At 47.4% G+C, this 18,258-nt stretch carries 15 protein-coding genes; 2 read left to right on the top strand and 13 right to left on the bottom strand.

The window, feature by feature from the left end:
- Window positions 1–34: 34 nt before the first annotated feature.
- The 6 genes from BN6539_RS09875 to BN6539_RS09850 all read right to left on the bottom strand — a co-directional run bounded on the left by BN6539_RS09875 (window position 35) and on the right by BN6539_RS09850 (window position 7,490).
- Window positions 35–1,573: a sodium:solute symporter family protein gene (locus BN6539_RS09875; protein WP_067537309.1), complete on the bottom strand. Its 1,539-nt coding sequence runs from the start codon at window positions 1,571–1,573 to the stop codon at window positions 35–37.
- A 35-nt stretch (window positions 1,574–1,608) separates the two neighbouring features.
- Window positions 1,609–1,833 (bottom strand): hypothetical protein, encoded by a 225-nt coding sequence (locus BN6539_RS09870; RefSeq protein ID WP_067537306.1) that lies wholly within the window; start codon window positions 1,831–1,833, stop codon window positions 1,609–1,611.
- A gap of 128 nt (window positions 1,834–1,961) precedes the next feature.
- Complete coding sequence (locus tag BN6539_RS09865; protein WP_067537302.1) at window positions 1,962–3,416, bottom strand: sodium:solute symporter family protein; 1,455 nt, start codon at window positions 3,414–3,416, stop codon at window positions 1,962–1,964.
- The gene (locus BN6539_RS09860; protein WP_067537297.1) at window positions 3,400–4,773 is read right to left on the bottom strand and encodes a sigma-54-dependent transcriptional regulator; all 1,374 of its coding nucleotides are present in this window, start codon (window positions 4,771–4,773) and stop codon (window positions 3,400–3,402) included. Before BN6539_RS09860 ends, BN6539_RS09865 begins: the two co-directional genes overlap by 17 nt.
- A complete protein-coding gene (locus tag BN6539_RS09855; protein ID WP_067537293.1) occupies window positions 4,745–6,673 on the bottom strand; it encodes a sensor histidine kinase in 1,929 nt (642 codons plus the stop codon). The genes BN6539_RS09860 and BN6539_RS09855 overlap by 29 nt, the downstream gene beginning before the upstream one ends.
- 136 nt (window positions 6,674–6,809) lie before the next feature.
- Complete coding sequence (locus BN6539_RS09850; protein ID WP_067537289.1) at window positions 6,810–7,490, bottom strand: isochorismatase family cysteine hydrolase; 681 nt, start codon at window positions 7,488–7,490, stop codon at window positions 6,810–6,812.
- A gap of 280 nt (window positions 7,491–7,770) precedes the next feature.
- Here BN6539_RS09850 and BN6539_RS09845 point away from each other — a divergent pair, with 280 nt between their 5' ends.
- The gene (locus tag BN6539_RS09845; RefSeq protein ID WP_082907442.1) at window positions 7,771–8,928 is read left to right on the top strand and encodes a M20 family metallopeptidase; all 1,158 of its coding nucleotides are present in this window, start codon (window positions 7,771–7,773) and stop codon (window positions 8,926–8,928) included.
- A gap of 57 nt (window positions 8,929–8,985) precedes the next feature.
- Here BN6539_RS09845 and BN6539_RS09840 read toward each other — a convergent pair whose 3' ends face one another.
- Both BN6539_RS09840 and BN6539_RS09835 read right to left on the bottom strand, forming a co-directional pair.
- Window positions 8,986–10,608: an amidohydrolase gene (locus BN6539_RS09840; RefSeq protein ID WP_067537284.1), complete on the bottom strand. Its 1,623-nt coding sequence runs from the start codon at window positions 10,606–10,608 to the stop codon at window positions 8,986–8,988.
- 1 nt (window position 10,609) lies between these two features.
- Complete coding sequence (locus tag BN6539_RS09835) at window positions 10,610–11,998, bottom strand: APC family permease (RefSeq protein ID WP_067537281.1); 1,389 nt, start codon at window positions 11,996–11,998, stop codon at window positions 10,610–10,612.
- A 625-nt stretch (window positions 11,999–12,623) separates the two neighbouring features.
- Between BN6539_RS09835 and BN6539_RS09830 the strand changes: the two genes are divergently transcribed.
- Window positions 12,624–12,806, top strand: coding sequence for a 4Fe-4S binding protein (locus BN6539_RS09830; RefSeq protein WP_067537278.1), 183 nt, complete (start codon window positions 12,624–12,626; stop codon window positions 12,804–12,806).
- A 410-nt stretch (window positions 12,807–13,216) separates the two neighbouring features.
- Here the strand turns inward: BN6539_RS09830 and BN6539_RS09825 are convergent, their stop codons facing one another.
- From BN6539_RS09825 to BN6539_RS09805, 5 genes are all read right to left on the bottom strand, one after another.
- Window positions 13,217–14,131: an ABC transporter permease gene (locus tag BN6539_RS09825; RefSeq protein ID WP_067537275.1), complete on the bottom strand. Its 915-nt coding sequence runs from the start codon at window positions 14,129–14,131 to the stop codon at window positions 13,217–13,219.
- A complete protein-coding gene (locus tag BN6539_RS09820; protein WP_067537271.1) occupies window positions 14,128–14,871 on the bottom strand; it encodes an ABC transporter ATP-binding protein in 744 nt (247 codons plus the stop codon). Before BN6539_RS09820 ends, BN6539_RS09825 begins: the two co-directional genes overlap by 4 nt.
- The gene (locus tag BN6539_RS09815) at window positions 14,868–15,929 is read right to left on the bottom strand and encodes an ABC transporter substrate-binding protein (RefSeq protein ID WP_067537268.1); all 1,062 of its coding nucleotides are present in this window, start codon (window positions 15,927–15,929) and stop codon (window positions 14,868–14,870) included. The genes BN6539_RS09820 and BN6539_RS09815 overlap by 4 nt, the downstream gene beginning before the upstream one ends.
- Window positions 15,930–16,121: 192 nt before the next feature.
- Window positions 16,122–16,799 (bottom strand): YoaK family protein, encoded by a 678-nt coding sequence (locus BN6539_RS09810; RefSeq protein ID WP_242869393.1) that lies wholly within the window; start codon window positions 16,797–16,799, stop codon window positions 16,122–16,124.
- A 16-nt stretch (window positions 16,800–16,815) separates the two neighbouring features.
- The gene (locus BN6539_RS09805) at window positions 16,816–18,255 is read right to left on the bottom strand and encodes an amidase family protein (protein WP_082907440.1); all 1,440 of its coding nucleotides are present in this window, start codon (window positions 18,253–18,255) and stop codon (window positions 16,816–16,818) included.
- Window positions 18,256–18,258 lie beyond the last annotated feature (3 nt).

Raw genomic sequence — 18,258 nt, 5'->3', positions numbered from 1 at the left:
AATTACCCTGTTAAAACAAATTCTCATTTTATTGTCATGCCAGGAATTCTCCAGTTTCTCCGTCTACTGCATCTCCAGTGTACTGTTTGAATTCCTCAAACATCTTTGCTTCCGGCTTATCCTGTTTATAAGTTGCCAGAGAAACGCCGATGTAAAGAATCGCTTCCACGATCACGCCATAGATTCCCGGCAGGAATCCCAGTGGATTGAGTCCTGCTGTCATGAGGGCGATGGTCACGAGAAGACCGCCGATCAGACCCGAAAAGGCGCCTTCTTTTGTTGCCTTTTTCCAGGTTACCGCACCGACCAGCGGAATCATCAGCAGGCCGATTCCCTGATAATTTATCATGGCGATATTGACAAGGAGCGGCAGATCAAAGGTTGTGATGATGTATGCGCATACGCCGATGATGACGACGATGATTCTGGTCCACTTGACAGACTTTCCGCCATCGTCAGCGCCGTTATACTCTTTTGTGCCGATACATCCGTCATGATTCTTATGTCTTTTCCATACCAAAATTGCATCGTTGGTCACGATGCCCGATATGGAGAGCAGGGTTCCATCTACGGTACCCATGCAGCCAGCGAGAATAAAGATGCACATGACGCCGAACAAAACCGCGTTTCCACTCTCCGCCATCATCTGCGGCAGCGCCTCTTCCCAATTGTCGATGATATGGCCTGTCGCTACCTGATAACCGATGCAGGCAAAGCCGCCAAGCAAAATCAGCAGACACCATAACGATCCAAAGGAATTCATAATTGCCGACTTCTTTACTTCATTTGGTGATTTTGCCATGAACATCTTCAAGAAGATAGACGGGTAACAGAGTGCGCCGATAGAGCAGAGGAACACGAAGGAGAACCAGGATGCGTTCATGCTCGAATCCAATACGAATACCTGCGGACTGATATCCAGCGCTATGGAGAACATGTTGCCTACGCTCCCATAGTAGTGGTAAACGACATATAAGATAATTCCTACGGCACCGAAGACCATCACAATGGATTGAAACGTATTGACAGATGCAACGCTCTTCACGCCGCCCCACAATGTATAGGCAACCATGAAGACCAATCCGATCAGCGAGCCGACTGCTGTCGAAATAGCTCCCCCGGAGCATGCCTTAATGATATATCCGATTGTGACCAGCTCCATAGTAATCCAGGTCGTGTTCAAAACGGCGCCGGTGAGACCTGCAATGGTCTTCAGCAGTTTACTTTGATATCTCAGTTCATAAATATCACCGCAGTCAGACAATTGATATTGTTTCCCCAGCGGCCAAAGTCTTTTCGCCAGCGCATACATGCCCAGTCCCGTGCAGAAGCCATAGGGGATGACATAACCGGCAAAAGCGCCGTTTATCCCTGCAAATCCAATCCAGCCCGTCCAGGTGGAGCCTGAATAATACGTTACCATCATGACCAGGCCGACGACGATCGCCCCCATACTCTTTGAACCCGTCATAAAGTCTTCAAAGTTCCCAGAGCCTGATTTCGGCGTTCGTAACGTTAGAACAATAATAATGACAAAATAGATTGCCAACATAATCAGAGGAATCACTCCCATAATAAATCTCCTTTCTGATAATCGAGTAGTTCAAATTAACTTTTACGTCTCCTTTGCCTTTCTGCATCAGCTTTGCAATCCATCCTGTAGTTGATAATCATTGCAATGACGCCTATGATCGTCCAAGCGATCAGCCACATGAAAAAAGCCGGCCAGCCCAAAACCAATGCTGGTTTATTTGCGAACTGCAAAAACGCCGGAACGAGCATTACTGCAACTACAACCACGTAAATCACAGTAAAAAGTTTATGATGCCTCATAGTTCTCTCCTTTCTTATCTCATCAGATATCGTTTATTGCAATAAAAAGCAAATACCATGCCAAGGGATCAGCATAGTATTTGCAACGATTCTTCGGGATTTTCACTTTAAACTGTGAGGTGATTTTATCACAGGTGTGACCTTTTTCTCTTAGCGTCGATACAATTCGCAATGATAATGATTGAATTAACAATCAGACCCCAGACACCGGATGTCATGATCAGACAGATAGCACTGATTTCCAAAACCACAGTCACGAGAAAACCGCTCGCCATAGCAAAGAAAGCCACCCTGGTATTTTTATTTTTTGAGAAAGCCGCATACATAAGTGCCGGGAAAATCTGACAGATATATTGATAACTGTTGATGGCCATATCGGTCAGATTATCATCTAATACAATGGCGATGATCATACACAACATAGCGACAATGACGATGACAATCCTCGATAATGTGACATAGGTGTATTTTTTCTTTTTATTGTATCTGCTCTCTAAAATCTTGCTGTCTGATACAAAGGTGGTAATGATGATGGTCGATAAAGAAAACAGCGTGATATCCAGCGTCCCCATCGCCGCCGCCATCATGACGATATAGGTCAGATACAAGATCCATGTGTGGTCTGACAACGCCATGATTTCAAATATCAGATTGGAGCTCTGGGTCACTTGCAGGTCTTCGATCATCGCCACATAGCCGATCAGCACAAAAGACAGGCACCACAGGGCAGAAATCCCAATCCACTTCGCTATTTTTTTCTGTGAGTGCTCATTCTTTCCCATCACCATACGCGAAAAAATCTGCGGCAGGCATACCATGCCTAATGCAGATACGATGGCGTTGGAAATCCACTGCGGGAAATCACCCATTTTGCTGAAATTATGATAGTTTAATTCCACGATATCTGCATTGTTTTTTAGAATCAGCAAAAAATCCGACAGCGAACCGTACTGATAGACTACCAGCATAATTGAAATTATGATGCCTCCGAAGATCATGATGATTCCATGTAAGCATGCGCTCCAGACGGCGCTTTCCATTCCGCCCCAGATGATATAGACCACGATGACCAACAATCCCATGATGACAGCACTGACAAAATTAATACTATAATTAAATGCCGCACAGATGATGATGCCCAACGATTTGAGTTCCATTACGATCCAAATTCCGCCGACGACGATGGAGACGATGGAGACGAATATGTTGATTCCATGGCTGTGCAGCCGATGCTCCAAATATCCTCCCAGTGAGAAGATACTGGATTCTTTGGCATTATCGTACACCTTGGGGGAGATGATTCCGTACAAAAACGCCGCAATGGCGATATATACGGTGGTATATATCCCATAGATGCCGATCTGTGTCGTCAGGGGTACCCAGCCTGTCCAGGTTGAACTGGTATAGATCGTAGATAATACACAGAAAACGAAACACCAATCGGAAATCCCCTTTGTTGCTGAATGAAAATTATCGAGGCTGTCCACTCGTTTTTTGCCAAATGGCAGCAAGCCGACAATCATTGTAATTAAAAAGTAAAATAATACGACAATCAAAACCTGGTCGCTACCGCCCACTATCATGGAATCCCCCTCTGTTCAACTGAAACTGATTGATTTTTTCATGAAGGTTCCGCCTGGAAAGGCCGATCTCCTCCGCTGTCTTTGATACATTCCAATTGTTTTTTACCAGCATTTTTTCAATATAATTTTTTTCGAACTCATACTTCGCATCTTTATATTGCATGTTGTTTTCGTTTCTCGATAAACTGCCCGGATCATGATTCAATATTTCTGCTGGCAGATCCAACAGCGTCACCTCTCTATTTACCTCTCCGAAAATATAGATGCGTTCAATGACGTTTTTGAGTTCCCTGATGTTTCCCGGCCAGCAATAGTTCTGCAGAGAGGCCATAACCTCTTTAGAAAACACGGGAATCTGTTTTTCGAACTTCTTTTCAAATTCCGTGCGATAATATTCGATGAAACCGTCAATATCTTCACTTCTTTCTCTCAGCGGCGGAAGATTGATGGTTGCTACATTGATTCGATAATACAGGTCTTCCCGGAATTTCTCTTCCTCTACCATCTTTCTGAGGTCTTTGTTCGTAGCACAGATCAGGCGAAAATCGATCTCAACAGAAGCTTCTCCGCCGATGCGGTATATTTCCTTTTCCTGAATCGCCCGTAATATTTTGGTCTGCGCAAGTAAGCTGAGATCACCGATCTCATCTAAAAACAGGGTGCCGCCTCTCGCCAGTTCCATCTTTCCCTTTGTGTCTTTAATCGCCCCTGTAAACGCACCTCTCACAAATCCGAAAAGCTCGCTCTCAAAGAGGGGTTCGGGTATCGCGGCGCAATTTATTTTGATAAAGGGGCCATTCCTGCGGTTTGAATTCTTATGTATCAATGATGCGATGACTTCCTTACCCGTGCCGCTTTCACCCAAGATGAGCGTGCCTGATTCCACTTTCGCTATTTTCTCAACCATCTTCAACACTTTCGCTATTTCAGGCGATTCTCCGACGTATATTTCAGAATCATCTATCAGCAAAGCTTCCTCATCAGAATGATTCTCAAAATAGAAGACTTCTTCGATTTTCCTCAGCAGTCTGTCGGACTCCACAGGTTTTTCGATATAGGTATAAGCGCCTTGTTTCATCGCCTCTACTGCTGTTTCTATGGTGGCGTTACCGGTCAATACGAGTATTTTTTTATGAGGATGGCGTGCAAGAATGCTCTTTATGACTTCTATCCCATCAATCTGCGGCATGACCAGGTCTGTGATAATTAAGTCAAAGTCGCCCAAATCAGTCCGTTCAATCGCATCTGCAGGGTCGCTGTCCGTGTCTACGCGATAACCGGCATAACCCAATATTTTTTCCGTGATCGTGAGAAACGCAATATCGTCATCAATCAGCAGTATTTTCCCTTTCTTCATCTTTCCCCTCCCTCGGTAATTCAATGACAAGATCTACGCCATTCAAGTCATTGCTGCGTGCATATACCTTGCCATTACACTTTGTTATCTCCTTTTTTACAATCCAAAGTCCAAGACCTGCATTTTCTTTCTCCGTTTTGGTGGAATAAAATGATTCGAAAATCTTTTCCTTATCCTTGTCCACGATTCCATATCCATTGTCACTGATTGTGATAATATAGCTGTTTTTTCTTTCATCCTCGTCCGCCCTGACAATGATGATTCCATTTTCGCGCACAGCTTCGACGGCATTGCTGATGACATTCATCAAAATGGACTTGAATATTTCTGTATCCATGCCGATTTCCATCGTGTTGATTTTGTTTTCTTGTGAAAACCTGACGCGTTTCTTATATAAATCGTCCCTATACAGCAATAACACCTGTTTTAGAATATTGTTGAGGCTCACCGCTTTCCCCCTGGTGCCCGGGCGCTCTTTCGACAGTTCCAATAGATTGGTCACCACGTATTCAGCCCTCTTTGCTGCCGTGTTGATCAGACCAGATGTTTCACCATATTCTTTTAGAAAAAGATATTCCGGCACCTTGTCCAGATAAAGCTTGTCCAGGTAGTACATGCTGGATTTGATTACAGCTAAAGGATTCTTTAACTCATGGGTCACGGCGGATGTAACTTTGCCGATCTGCGCCAATCTGTCCAGTTCAAAGATTTTCCTTGAGTTCAGTACATCGACGGAAATATCCCTCGAAACCACCAGGCTCACCTCTTCATCATCTTCAAAATATTTGATCGTGTCATTGGTGACAGTGAAAATTCGATGATCGAACACTTTCTCCGCAATTTTCCCACCCGGCCTGCAGCCTTCACACGGCTGCTCTTTTCCGAGAAATAGGTTATAACATTTTGAACCTTGCGCATTAGGTTTTTCAAAGTAATTGCCAAAACATCCTCCGCGGGAATTCATGTCGATCAAATTAAAATTCTTATCAATGATCACGATAGAATATCCTATTTTCTCCAGGACGATCTTTAAACGGTTTCGCTGTTCAACAAGATTCTGATTTTTTTCCACAATATCTTTTTTCATGTAGTTTATTTCATCTACCAGCATCTCAAGTTCATCATCATTGCGCAGATGAATTGCGTCTTTATCAATTTGTGGTGCATACAAATTATCTATAATGTATTCAAGCGGATTTGACACCTTTGACACCAGAAATCTGCCGAGAAAGCTCGAACAAATCAATAAGAGCAAGCAGATGATGATAATAGAATTGATGAATGCACTGTTATTGGGTTTTGGAATCAGAACTCTGAAATTTGCACAGATTCCCTGATAAAAATAGCTTACCGCAGCGTATGTTGAACCTGCGGCAATGTTGCACTTCTCCACTTGATTGAGGGAATACTTCGTATACTTGATTCGATCTACCGTAAACCCGGGATAATACTTCTTCAGAAAATCTTTGCCAAATGATATACAGACACTGTATTTTTCGTTGCTCGCCTTGTATGCAAGCCTGCCGTCAACTACAAGTAATCCGTCTTCGTAATCCCTAAATTTTTTTAGTGTTCCGTAAAAGCTGCTGTTCAAAAAATCATATATGCCGATTCGGCTGATTCCCCGCTCCCCCTTTTCTTCTCTCAGACTTTTGAGGAGACTTTCTCCTTGATTGCTTTGGGAATTTTCTAGTAAAAGATCAACTTCCTTACATTGCAAGGTGATCGTTTCTTTATACAGCTCCCACGATAAATCTACTGTCTTTCTGACTAATCCTATATTTTGCTCATTACTATATAACGTAAAAGAATGTTGGAAATAGAAAACCAGTGAAAAGGACATTATGATTACAATAATTAAAAAAATGGCCATGATCTTATTGCTGATAGAAGTTCTCATAATATTCTCACCTTTCAAAATTCATTATAGCCTACGTTATATCCGTTTTCAAATGGCTATAATTGGTAATTATGTATGCACAATAATAATTGGGATGGCAATGCTTTACCACCCCAATTACGATGTGCCCCTCCTATTACAAGCTCCTGAGTTTTTCGATAATCTCGTCAGTGTAGCCTGACGCGCAGTACACATTACAGATGTTTTCGATCGTGTTATTGTACCTTTTCTCCGTCTCTGTAGCCGTGGCATCTAGAACCAATTCACACGCAAAGCCGCAGTCAGCCAAGTCTCTTACCGTCGTCTCGACGCACTGGTCCGTGTAAAAACCGACACAATAGCACTTCTTGATATCCATACCCAGCAGAACTCTTTCAATCGGCGTGCCGACAACTGCGCCAGAGCAGGTCTTGACGAGAACGACTTCTCCTTCCTTCGGCGCGACCTCCGGTATCCATTTTGCTTCCCAGGAGGTTGGAGGACACTGGAAGTTCAATCTCTTGTGCAGCCCGCCCGTGTCAGATGCATCTCCCGCATAGGATTGAATTTTTACGTGTATCGGTCTGATTCCTTTTTCTCTGCAGACCGCAAGCAGCTTCGCGGCTTTCTCCGTTGCCGCTCTCTCCATCTTGTGATATGTCTGGCAAAGCTGCCGCGCCTCCTCCTCGTCAATACCTACAGCGACCGCTTCCCTGACAATGTTTTCTGCCGTTGCAAGATTCTGCATGTCGATCAAAACGAGCGCAGTATCCTCCGCGGAGGGAATGATCTGCGGCGTCACGCCGCCCTTTTTCACGATTAACTCTTCATACGTCATTTCTCTTTCTCCTTTCACAAAGCAAAAGTTATTTGATGTATGTCATTGCAAATCGCATGCCACGAGTGTTTCTCCCTGCAATCTCTGTATTTTCCGCAATCCTCAAGGTTTACTGAACGAAATACTGTGATGTTTTCTTCTCATATCCCCTCTATTTCTCTCACTTCCGTTCCTGCTACCGCCTTTTTCCCTTGCGCAGCTCCACTTTTTTGACTGGCATCGAATTTGCAATAAATGTAACAAAGATTTTAAACGCTAAGCACACAAGGAGGTAACAACAATGAATTACGAAGAAATGAAAACACAGATTCAATCAGAGGCGGCCCTCTGCCTGGAAGAAATCTGCAGGCTAAATGACGATATTGCGGATCATCCGGAACTCAGCGGCGAGGAATTCCGAACGTCTGAGAAAATCGTAGAATATCTGAGAAGCAGGGAATTCGACGTAGAATATCCCTTTAACAACATGGGCACTGCCTTCAGAGCCACCTATGGAAAAAACAATCACCACAGGAAAATTGCGCTCCTTGCAGAATATGACGCATTGCCGGAAATCGGTCACGCCTGCGGCCATTCTGCAATCTGCTCTATCAGCATCTTAGCGGCGCTGGCTTTAAAAAAGTTACAGGATCAGCTTGACGCCGATATCCATATTATCGGAACACCTGCAGAGGAAACCTATGGTGGAAAGTGCATCATGGTAGAAGATGGCGTCTTCGATCAATACGATTTCGCCATCTTGGTCCACCCCAATCACTTCAGTGCCTCCGGCGCCAATCTGCTTGCGCTTGACTCTGCCATCTACGACTTTTACGGGAAGGCTTCTCACGGGGCAGCGGCGCCATGGGAAGGAATCAACGCCCTGAATGCGGCGAGACTGTTGTTCGACAGTGTTGACATGTTCAGGCAGCATGTCAGACCCGATGTACGGATTCATGGCATTATCAATCACGGCGGTGTTGCAGCCAACATCGTCCCCGATTACGCTCAGGTTTCCATGTATACTCGCGCTTCTGACAGGCATTATCTGAACGAGATCACGAAAAGGGTGGACACTATGGCGGAATGTGCCGCAATGATGACAGGCTGCACCTACCAAAAGACTGTACCCGATAAACCATTTGATAACCTCAAGTCAAACCCTGCTGTGGAAGCCGTAATTTCGGACACATTTGCTGAATTGGAGGTTCCAACTACATGCACCGACGCGCTGTTCGGTTCCTCCGATATCGGCAACGTCAGCTTTCGCTGTCCGGCGTTCCATCCGGTCCTGAAGGTTTGTGACGCACCGATCCATACCGCAGAGTTTGCAGCGATCATGAAGTCCGATGCACTGCACGGTGCCATACGAACCGGCGCCCTCCTGATCTCCTACACGATTGCCAAAATCTTTTCCAATCCGATTTTATATGAGGAAATGCTTGCCCAGTTCAAATGAGAATGCAAAAAACGCCAATCATTTCAGGTTGATTGGCGTTTTGCACTGATTACATATTTATTTCTGATAAACAACCTTGCCGCCGACCATGGTCATTTCCGGCAGGATGTCTTTGATTTCCATCGGGTCCACCGTAAAGATGTCGCGGTCCAGCAGAACCAGGTCCGCATAATAACCCTTTTTGATCCTCCCTTTGCGGTCTTCCATGAACTCGCCGTAAGCGCTTTCGATGGTGTAAGCGTCGATGGCGTCTGCCACGTCCACACACTCGCCAGGATAAAAGCCGCCCGCAGGCTGTCCGCTTTTGTCTTTGCGCGTCACCGCCATGTAGATATTAGGGAATGGGTTACAATCCTCTACCGGACAATCGGTGCCGTAAGAGATATGGGCGCCCTTTCGCCGCAATGTGCCAAAAGCGTAGGATGTCGATGCCAGCTCTTTGCCGCAGAGTTCCTCTACGATATTCATATCGTAATCCAGGAAGATGGGCTGTGCGAAGACCAGGATGCCCTTTTCGGCGATACGTGTGAGCAGTCCTTCGTCCGTAATCTGGCAGTGGATCAGGGCGTGGCGCAGCTTGTTCTCCCCGTCCACAAAGGCGTTTTCGTAGCAGTCTATGGTCTTCTCGATGGCTGCGTCGCCGATGACGTGGGTGACCACCTGCAGACCGTACTTCTTGGCAAGCTGGCAGTATTTCTCCATCTCGTCGTCTTTGATCCATTCCAGGCCGTAATTTTCTCTGTCAACAGCATAGCCGTCCCGCATCAGAGCCGTTCTCGCCCCCAGGCTGCCGTCCTTGAAAAGCTTCAGCGGACCCAGGGTCAGCCAGGAATCCTCTCCATATTTGCCGCAGGCGAACTCGCCTTCCGTCAGATAGGTTTCGAAGGCGGCAAAGTCGTTAAAGCAGACCTGATGCCTGTACCGGAGCAGGGCTTCCCCGCTGTCGTAGACATCGTGGAACAGTTTGAACGCCGCCGGCCCATCCATGAAGGTGGTGCCTACGTCGTTGCTCTGCACGCTGGTCAGTCCGTGGGCGACACCGTACTTCATGGTTTCCAGCAGAATCTTCCGCCTCTCCTCCATGCTGAAGTCCGGAATCAAGGCTTTGGCGATGTTGCAGGCGTTGGCCGTAAAGATGCCGTTAGGATAGCCGTCTTCCCCGATCAAAAAGTCTCCGTCAGGAAACTGGGGCGAATCGCCGTCGATGCCCAGCATCTCAATGACCTTTGTATTGGAAGAGACGATGTGTCCGCAGACTCGCTCCAAGACGATGGGAATCTCCCGGCTGATCTGGTCCAGGTCGTGGCGGTCCGGCAGGCGGTCCGAATCCACAAAGAGGTCCTGATTCCAGCCGATGGCGTGAAGACCGTCCTTCACCTTTTCCGGATACTTATCTATGAAGTCCCGGCATCTTCTGATCATCTCGTCGATGGATGGAACGCCGTCGATGTCCACCTGGTTCAAAGTCTCTCCAAACTGCATGAAGTGCAGATGGGAGTCGTTGAGCCCCGGAATCAGGGTCTTTCCGCCGCAGTCCATCAGCTCTGTATCTCCGTCTGCCAGGGACAGAATATCCTCGTTGCTGCCGACGGCGGCAATCAGCCCGCCCTCAATTAAGACCGCTTCTGCAAAGATGCCCTTTTCTACATATACTTTTCCGTGATGCAAAATCTTCTTCATATTACTTTTTCTCTCTCTTTAATTTCATATCAAAGATATAGTAAACGATTGCACCGATGAAAGGAACAGAAAGTCCCATGGCGCCGTTTACAGGATCGTCGATAGCAGAAATGACGATCAGTCCGATGAAGATCAGCGCCGTGATGATGACGGATACCGGATAGAACCAGACTTTATACGGTCTCTCGATATTCGGGTATTTCTTCCTCAGAATTGGCACGGCCAAAATAACCAGAGCATTGTAAATCATAGCTACGACTACGACCAGGTTGGTCAGCTGATCCAGGTTTCTCATCAAAACTAAAGCGATGGACAAAACGCCCTGCACGATAATCGGCGCATATGGCACTTTGTATTTCGGATGCAGTTTGGCAAAGCTCTTGAAGAAATGTCCTTCTTCTGCCATGGCGTAATACATTCTCGGCTGTGCCAGAACCATGCCGTTGGCCGTACCGAACATCGCCAGGATCATGCCGATGGAGACCACCACGGCACCTGCGCTGCCCAGCACCTTTTCTGCCACTGCCGTGCCCAGATACAGATCTTCTGCATTAATCATAGCAACAATCTGCTCATGTGGCAATACCTTCATGATGGCAAAGTTAAATAACGTATAAAGTACGGTAACGCCGCCGATGCCGATGATCAAAGCCAGGGGCAGGTTCCGCTTTGGATTTTTGATTTCTTCTGCCACTGTATTCAGATTGGTCCAGCCCTCGTAAGCCCAAAGAGATGCCACCACTGCGATGGCAATCATGCCGAGAACGCTGGTATCATTGGCTGCCGCATAATCGCTTGCCTGTCCGAGAGAAAGGTCCGGGCTGATTCTTCCCACGAAGAGAGCGACCAGCATGACGATGCCCACAGGAACCAGCTTGGCAATCATGGACAAACTCTGCACGACGGAGGCGATTTTGACGCCCACCAGATTGTATGCGGTCAAAGCGACGATCAATACGATTGCCCCCATTTTGATGCCGAATCCGCTGATGTCAAAGAAAGATCTAAGCACCTCCATCAGCGCGATAGCGACGGCCGCGATAGAACCCGGTCCGCCTACCAGCCAGTCCGTAAATCCGGCTGTAAAGCCCACTACCGGGTGAAAAGCTTCATTTAAGTAGACGACCCTGCCGCCCGCTTTCGGCATGGCCGTTCCCAGTTCCGCGTAACATAAGCCGCCAAACAGGGAGATGATGCCTGCGATGATCCAGCAGATCAAAGCCAGTCCGCTGTTCATACCTGTCCTCTGCAATACATAAGAACCCAGGTAGAAAATACCGGAACCGATCATGATTCCGCCGATGATGCTGACGCCTCCGAATACGCCGATTTCACGCTTGAACTCGGTCTGTTCCGTGGTCAGTTCTTTTAAACGTTTTTCATCTTCCATGTAACTGTCCTCCATTAAATATTTAACCTCATCATAACAGTCAGGGGTTTAACAAGGCGTTTAGAAAACTGACGGTGCGGATGCGAGCCGCACCATGTAAACGTTTTTACAGAATATTACAGAATTCGACAACAAAATAATACTTTAGCTTGCCTTTATTCTTAAAAAAGCAGGACATGACGGCACAAAACGCCGTCGCAGTCAGTAGTATCCTCCTTGTCTGTAGGGGGTGGGGGTATGTGACGAGCATTCTTTACGATAAAGTTAGGTTTTTTGATGTTTTCCTAGAGGTTTCGCGTAACTTCATCACGGCATCAGACACCATTTCTTCGAAAGGCAGCCTCAAATTTTTATAGAATCCGTAAATTTGCTGTTGTGGTTATTTTTGAGAGACTGTGTAGCGTCATAGAAGCACAAAAATTTGCACAAAAAATAACCAAAATCAGATATACCCCCCTGGTAAAGCCTTCAGACGACAATCCAGTTACGCGAAAACTCCCGGATAGGCTCAAAAAGCGTAAGGTTATTGTAGCGAGCAGAAGAATTCGACAACAAAACTACAGCATTGACGCATACAGGATGCTGGTCTATAATGAATGTGTTTTAATGTAAGGAGGAATGTATCATGTCGATCATGAAAATAGATCACGAGAAGTGTGTGCGCTGCGGCGAGTGTGTAGACGCCTGCCCCTTTGGCGTGCCAGTCATAGAAGACGACCAGGTGGTCATCGGCAGTAACTGCCGGTTCTGCGGCACCTGCGAGATGACCTGCCCGACAGAAGCCATCACCTTTGAAAAAGACAATTAGGAGCTGCCAAAGGCAGCTCCTTTTATACTTCGAGCCGATATGCGATGCCTATGACGCTGACTGTCACGATACTTTTGTGCCGCTCACAATATTTTTGACGTTCTGACCTAAATTGTGTCTGAATCGCAAGCTGCCTGGCTGTGAAAAAGGTCAGATATATGAGCCTTTGTGGCAGCAACAGCAGCACGGGTTATTTTTGCTGATCAGAACCGTGTACTGTAAGCAAAGTTCCTGTCAAAAAATAACCGTAACTGTCTGATTAGTGGAAAAATCGCTCCTTATGAGCAATGCTGCGAAGGGAGTATTAGGTCAAATGAGTAATAAATGCGCAAAAAGACCAAAAGTATCGTGAGATGAACTTTGTCTACGACGAGCATTAGGACTGCTGCATCTGGCTACAATGAAGGGTATCAATAATTCTGCCATTTGATGGCTTTTTTCTGAATGACAGATACCAGACTGCTGAGCAGGGTGACTACCAGGCCCACAACCATAATGCCGGCGATCACCTTGGTGTAATTTCCATAGGTATTGTAGTTCACAATATAGTATCCCATTCCGACGGTTGACCCCATCATCTCCGCAAAGGTCAGCATCATCACAGCCGTCGTCATGGTGACCTTCAGTCCTTTTACGATACCCGGCATGGAGTATGGCAGCAGCACTTCGAAGATCATCGCAAATCCGCCCAGTTCCAGAGTCCTCGCCGAGTCGACCATGTTTTTGTCGATGGATTCCACCGAGATAATCGTCTTCAAAAATGTGGGCCAGAAGATTCCCAGCAGAATGACCACCACAGACGCGCTGCGAAAGGTGGGCATAATGGCGATGACATAGGGCGCAAAGACGATGGACGGAATCGGCGCCAACACGCCTGCAATAGGGAAGAAGACCTCTTTCAGTCTCTGATGCCAGCCGCAGATCAGCCCCAAAAGCGTTCCCAGAGCCAGGCCGACGACTACGCCGATGAGCAAAATCTCCAGGGAAGACAGGATGCCTCTGCCCATTTCCAGATGGTCTTCGCTGAACACAGCAAAGATGTTCTCTAGTGCCGGTGCCAAAACTGGATGACAGAGATCCAGCTTGCTGACGAGGACTTCCCACACCAGCATCAGCGCCCACAGAATAGACATGATATCCGATGCAGAGGACAGCTTTTTAGGACGCCTCATAACCCTGTAGAGATATGCGCCCTCCATCAGTGCCAAAGCACAGAGCATCGCACCATAGGGAGCCGTTTTTTTCTCGCCCGGCAGCAGGACAGCCACAAATAAAGCAGCCAACAGAACATGGCTGATGACGACAGAAAGATTCCACTTTTTCATTCATACCACCCCGCCAACTCTTCCTTCAGGCGCAGGCATTCCGTCTGTCCCAGATCCTGACTGCAGCAGCAGTTAATCTCAGACTGAATCCGCTTGTCATGAGAGATCCGCCCCTCTTTGATAAATACGATACGACTGCCCATAATCATGGCCTCGTCAAGATCGTGGGTTACAAAGATGACCGTCTTCTTCTCCTCACTCTTCTCCCAAAGTTCTCTGAGCAGATCCTGCAGCTCATGCCTGATTTTCGTATCCAAAGCGCCGAAAGGTTCATCCAAAAGCAAAAACGGAGAGTCCATGGCAAGCGCCCTGGCAATGGCGGTTCTCTGCCGCATCCCGCCAGAAAGCTGATAAGGATATTTGTCCAAAGAATCCTTCATCCCCGTTTTTTCGAGAAAATACGCCGCCCGCTGCTCCATCTCCTGCTTCGAAAACTTCCCCGCTTTTTTCAGGGCGAAGAGCACATTCTTCTTCACGGTCAGCCAGGGGAATAAGGAGTATTGCTGAAAGACGATGGTCCGATCTGCACGCGGTCCATTCACCGGCTCACCGTCGATGACGATGGCACCCGCCGCGGGGGCATCGAGCCCTGCTACGAGACGCAGCAGGGTCGATTTTCCACAGCCGGAATGTCCGATCACGCACAGGAATTCCCCATCTTTTATGGTGAGATCCAGGTTTGACAACACGGTTTCATTACTGCCGGGATAGGAAAATGTCACGTTCTCTATTTTGATCATTGGTTGTTTGCCTCAAACTCTGTAAGCAGCTTCTCATAAATGTCCTTGTCTTTGCCCTCTTTGATCAGATTCTTTAAAGCATCTTCATAGATGGACGTATCGATGTAATCGTTAATGTCGTATTCGGTGTCTTTATCGATATCACCGTTCTCTTTCATCACATCGTAGAAGTCAGACACCTTCTTTTTGTTCGGATCGAGAGACACGATCATGGCGTTGTCGTAATCGTCGCTGCCGTACATGATCGCCTCTACATAAGACTCTTCTTGTCCGGAATATTTAGCCAGGGTCTTGATAGTCGTCTCTTTGTCGTTCAGATAAGTCACGTATGCCCTCAGAGCCGCCATTTCAAACTTGACCAACGCATCACGCTTGTCAGTCACCGCTGTTCTCGACGCGGTCTGTCTGCAGCAAGGGAAGTCACTTTCAAAATCACCGACCTGGAAAGCGACGTGCAGCCCGCTCTGTTCCGCTACATAACCAAAGCCGCTGTTGACCATGCCGATGTCCGTTTCTCCTTTGTTGACCGCTTCCACGATGGACTGCTGGGAATCCATGTAGATGAATTCCGCTTTGATGCCGGCTTCCCGCAGGAGCCCTTTCAGCACCATGTGTCCTGTCTCCATTCTGAAGCAGGCGATCTTCTTTCCTGCAAAGTCCGCCAGATCAGTGTATTTGACGTCTGCCTTCGTCACGCCTTCGCTGCCCTCAGAGATGGTGCCGCCAAAGACCACCACGTCCGTCCCCTGAGAGATGAAGCTGCAGCTTGGAATGACTCCATAAGGAAGAATATCCAGCTTGTCCATGCTGACGGCTGTCAGCCCGTCCGGCAGAGAGTTGACCTTTTCAAACTCGACGTTGACACCGGCGTCCTCAAAATATCCCAGTTCTTTTGCCATGATGACACAGGCTGTCTTGATGTCCTTGCCGATCATGCCCACCTTCAGGGTGACGACCTCTTCAGGTTCTTTCTCTTCTTCACTGCCGCAGGACGTCAAAGCTGCCGCTGCCAGGATCATTGCCAGGCAGAGAGTGATTGCCAATAATTTCTTCTTCATCGTTCTTCCTCCAATATGCATCAGTATTTGTTCTCTTTTATTAGACTACGTCTACTAAAAGATATGGTACTATAAGAAGATTGGGAGCGCAATAAGCCTGCCGCAGATACAGAAAATAGTACAAAACTTCAAAATAAATTTACCAAATTTCGATTCTGTGCAGCAAAAAAGCGCTGTGAAGTGTAATACCTCTCAGCGCTTTTGCTCGCATCTCCAAATCCACCAGGCCAAAGCCGCCAGGACACCGCTGCACAGCCAGACTGCTTTTCCTCCATATCGCGCAGAAAACAGGATACCTGGAACCGCACCGACAGCAAAGGAAAAGGTCAGATTTGCAAAGGTAAGGAAGGTTTTCAGCGACTGCCCGCTTCTCTCTGTCAAAACTTGATACAGCTTTTGTCCCACGTTTCGTATGTTCCCCGTACAGATCGTGGTATTGTGGGCTACCCCCAGGCAGGTGCGGAACAGGCAGAGCTGGAAACCCATAAAAAAGGAAACGAACAGTGTCACGAGTGTATTGGGAAGAGACAGTGGCATACAGCCCACAGCAAAGAGGGCCGCGGCTTCCAAAAGCAAGGCAAATTTACGCCAATCTCCATGAAGGGGACTTTTGGAAAGCTGACTTTTCACTGCTTCGCTGAAAGCCGCACCGAAGATGCAGGATGCGATAGGCAGAAAATAGGTCAAGGCAATCTGCCAGTTGCCCAAAGCCAGATTGATTCCCAGGTGAGACATGTTGGCTGTGTGCATATTCGCCAATACGCCGTCTCTTGTAATGTATGTATAGGCATTCATATATCCGCCGATCAACGTGATGATGACTAAAAATCCAGGTCTTTCCCAAGCTGGATATACGATTTCTCTTTCCAAGTGCGTTCCCATCCTTTCAATTTAATAATCTCTCAAGAACAGAGGCCATCTGCAGCAGCCGCCAGTCATCATATTGATTCCCGACAAGGGTCAATGCCGTCGGTCCTTGCAGAAGATCCATCCCCACGGGCAGAGTCAAAGCCGGCCATCCTGCCCTTGCCGGAACGGTGCAGCCGTAAAAATGAGGAAATACCAGCAAATCCAGTTTATTCTCCTGCAAAGCTTTTTCCAGTCCGCAGGTAACACAGACTCTGTAATCCCGCTCCCTGGCCTTTTGGTAAATAGAGTCATAGCCACTTTCTGCGGCGGCCTCTGCCCGATAGAAAACTTCCTGCCCGTAGGGTATAGCCTGCTCTCTGTAAAGCTCGTTATACTGAATCAGTTCTTTCAAAGTGAGAAACGCCCTCTCCTTGGTCCAGTTCCTCAGATACGATTCCAAAGATGCTTTAAACTCGTAGATCAGTACTTCCTCTCCCAAGTAGTCGGGAGCGTTCTCGTCAAATATATTTTCATATGGAGCAAAATTTCCAACCTCTATGATTTGATGTCCGTTATCTTCCATGCGCTGTAAAGCCTTCTCAATCAGGCTTTTATGAGACGGCGTGAGATGGGCGAAGAATTGCCGCAGGACGCCGATTCTGTAGTGCTCCCTCCGGCAGTCATAGGAATGCGCTGCACGCTGCCTCTTCCAAACATCAGCGGAAACAGTTGCCAGATCCTCGCTGTCGCATCCTGCCATGATATCCAGCAGAATCGCCGCATCTTCTGCAGTCTTCGCCATGGGGCCAGCCGTATCCTGTGTCGTTGAGATAGGAATGATGCCGCTGCGGCTCACAAGGCCGATAGAGGGCTTCAATCCTACCAGGGACGAATGGACGGAAGGCTTGACGATGGAGCCCGATGTCTCCGTGCCGACAGCCGCCAGAGCAAATCCCGCTGCTACGCCGACCGCACAGCCGCTGCTGGAGCCGCCGACCGGGAAATCCGGATGGAAATAGTTTTTAACCCTCCCACCTCTAGCACTGAAACCGTCCGGCATAGTGTAGGATATAAAGTTAGCCCATTCCGTCATATTCGCTTTTCCAACGAACACGGCGCCTGCTTCTCTAAGCCGTCTGACGAGAGAAGCGTCCCTGCTGGCGAAGCTGTCTCTAAGTGCAAAGGAGCCTGCGGAGGTGTGCATATCTTCGCCTGTGGCTATGTTATCTTTTAGCAATAATGGAATACCGTGAAGCAGGCTTCTGACAGTTCCTTCCGCACGCTCCTGATCAAGTCTTCTGGCAGCATCCAATGCGCCTGGATTGACTTCCAGGACCGCCTGAAGCTCAGAACCCTTTTGGTTCATGGCCTCAATCCGGTTCAGACATTCTTTGGTTAAATCATAAGAGGAAAACGCATGCTGCTCCATCAGGCTTGCCGCTTTCTTTATGGTCAGTTTTACTACATTTATTTTCATTTA

Source organism: Emergencia timonensis (assembly GCF_900086585.1).
Lineage (GTDB): Bacteria > Bacillota > Clostridia > Peptostreptococcales > Anaerovoracaceae > Senimuribacter > Senimuribacter timonensis.
This window is presented reverse-complemented; position numbering and strand designations above follow the sequence as displayed.

Coding starts and splice junctions, on each gene's coding strand:
- BN6539_RS09860 (WP_067537297.1), bottom strand. CDS start 4,773: ATGAAGAAAGGGAAAATACTGCTGATTGATGACGATATTGCGTTTCTC.
- BN6539_RS09830 (WP_067537278.1), top strand. CDS start 12,624: ATGTCGATCATGAAAATAGATCACGAGAAGTGTGTGCGCTGCGGCGAG.
- BN6539_RS09855 (WP_067537293.1), bottom strand. CDS start 6,673: ATGAGAACTTCTATCAGCAATAAGATCATGGCCATTTTTTTAATTATT.
- BN6539_RS09875 (WP_067537309.1), bottom strand. CDS start 1,573: ATGGGAGTGATTCCTCTGATTATGTTGGCAATCTATTTTGTCATTATT.
- BN6539_RS09845 (WP_082907442.1), top strand. CDS start 7,771: ATGAATTACGAAGAAATGAAAACACAGATTCAATCAGAGGCGGCCCTC.
- BN6539_RS09825 (WP_067537275.1), bottom strand. CDS start 14,131: ATGAAAAAGTGGAATCTTTCTGTCGTCATCAGCCATGTTCTGTTGGCT.
- BN6539_RS09835 (WP_067537281.1), bottom strand. CDS start 11,998: ATGGAAGATGAAAAACGTTTAAAAGAACTGACCACGGAACAGACCGAG.
- BN6539_RS09820 (WP_067537271.1), bottom strand. CDS start 14,871: ATGATCAAAATAGAGAACGTGACATTTTCCTATCCCGGCAGTAATGAA.
- BN6539_RS09805 (WP_082907440.1), bottom strand. CDS start 18,255: ATGAAAATAAATGTAGTAAAACTGACCATAAAGAAAGCGGCAAGCCTG.
- BN6539_RS09850 (WP_067537289.1), bottom strand. CDS start 7,490: ATGACGTATGAAGAGTTAATCGTGAAAAAGGGCGGCGTGACGCCGCAG.
- BN6539_RS09870 (WP_067537306.1), bottom strand. CDS start 1,833: ATGAGGCATCATAAACTTTTTACTGTGATTTACGTGGTTGTAGTTGCA.
- BN6539_RS09840 (WP_067537284.1), bottom strand. CDS start 10,608: ATGAAGAAGATTTTGCATCACGGAAAAGTATATGTAGAAAAGGGCATC.
- BN6539_RS09815 (WP_067537268.1), bottom strand. CDS start 15,929: ATGAAGAAGAAATTATTGGCAATCACTCTCTGCCTGGCAATGATCCTG.
- BN6539_RS09865 (WP_067537302.1), bottom strand. CDS start 3,416: ATGATAGTGGGCGGTAGCGACCAGGTTTTGATTGTCGTATTATTTTAC.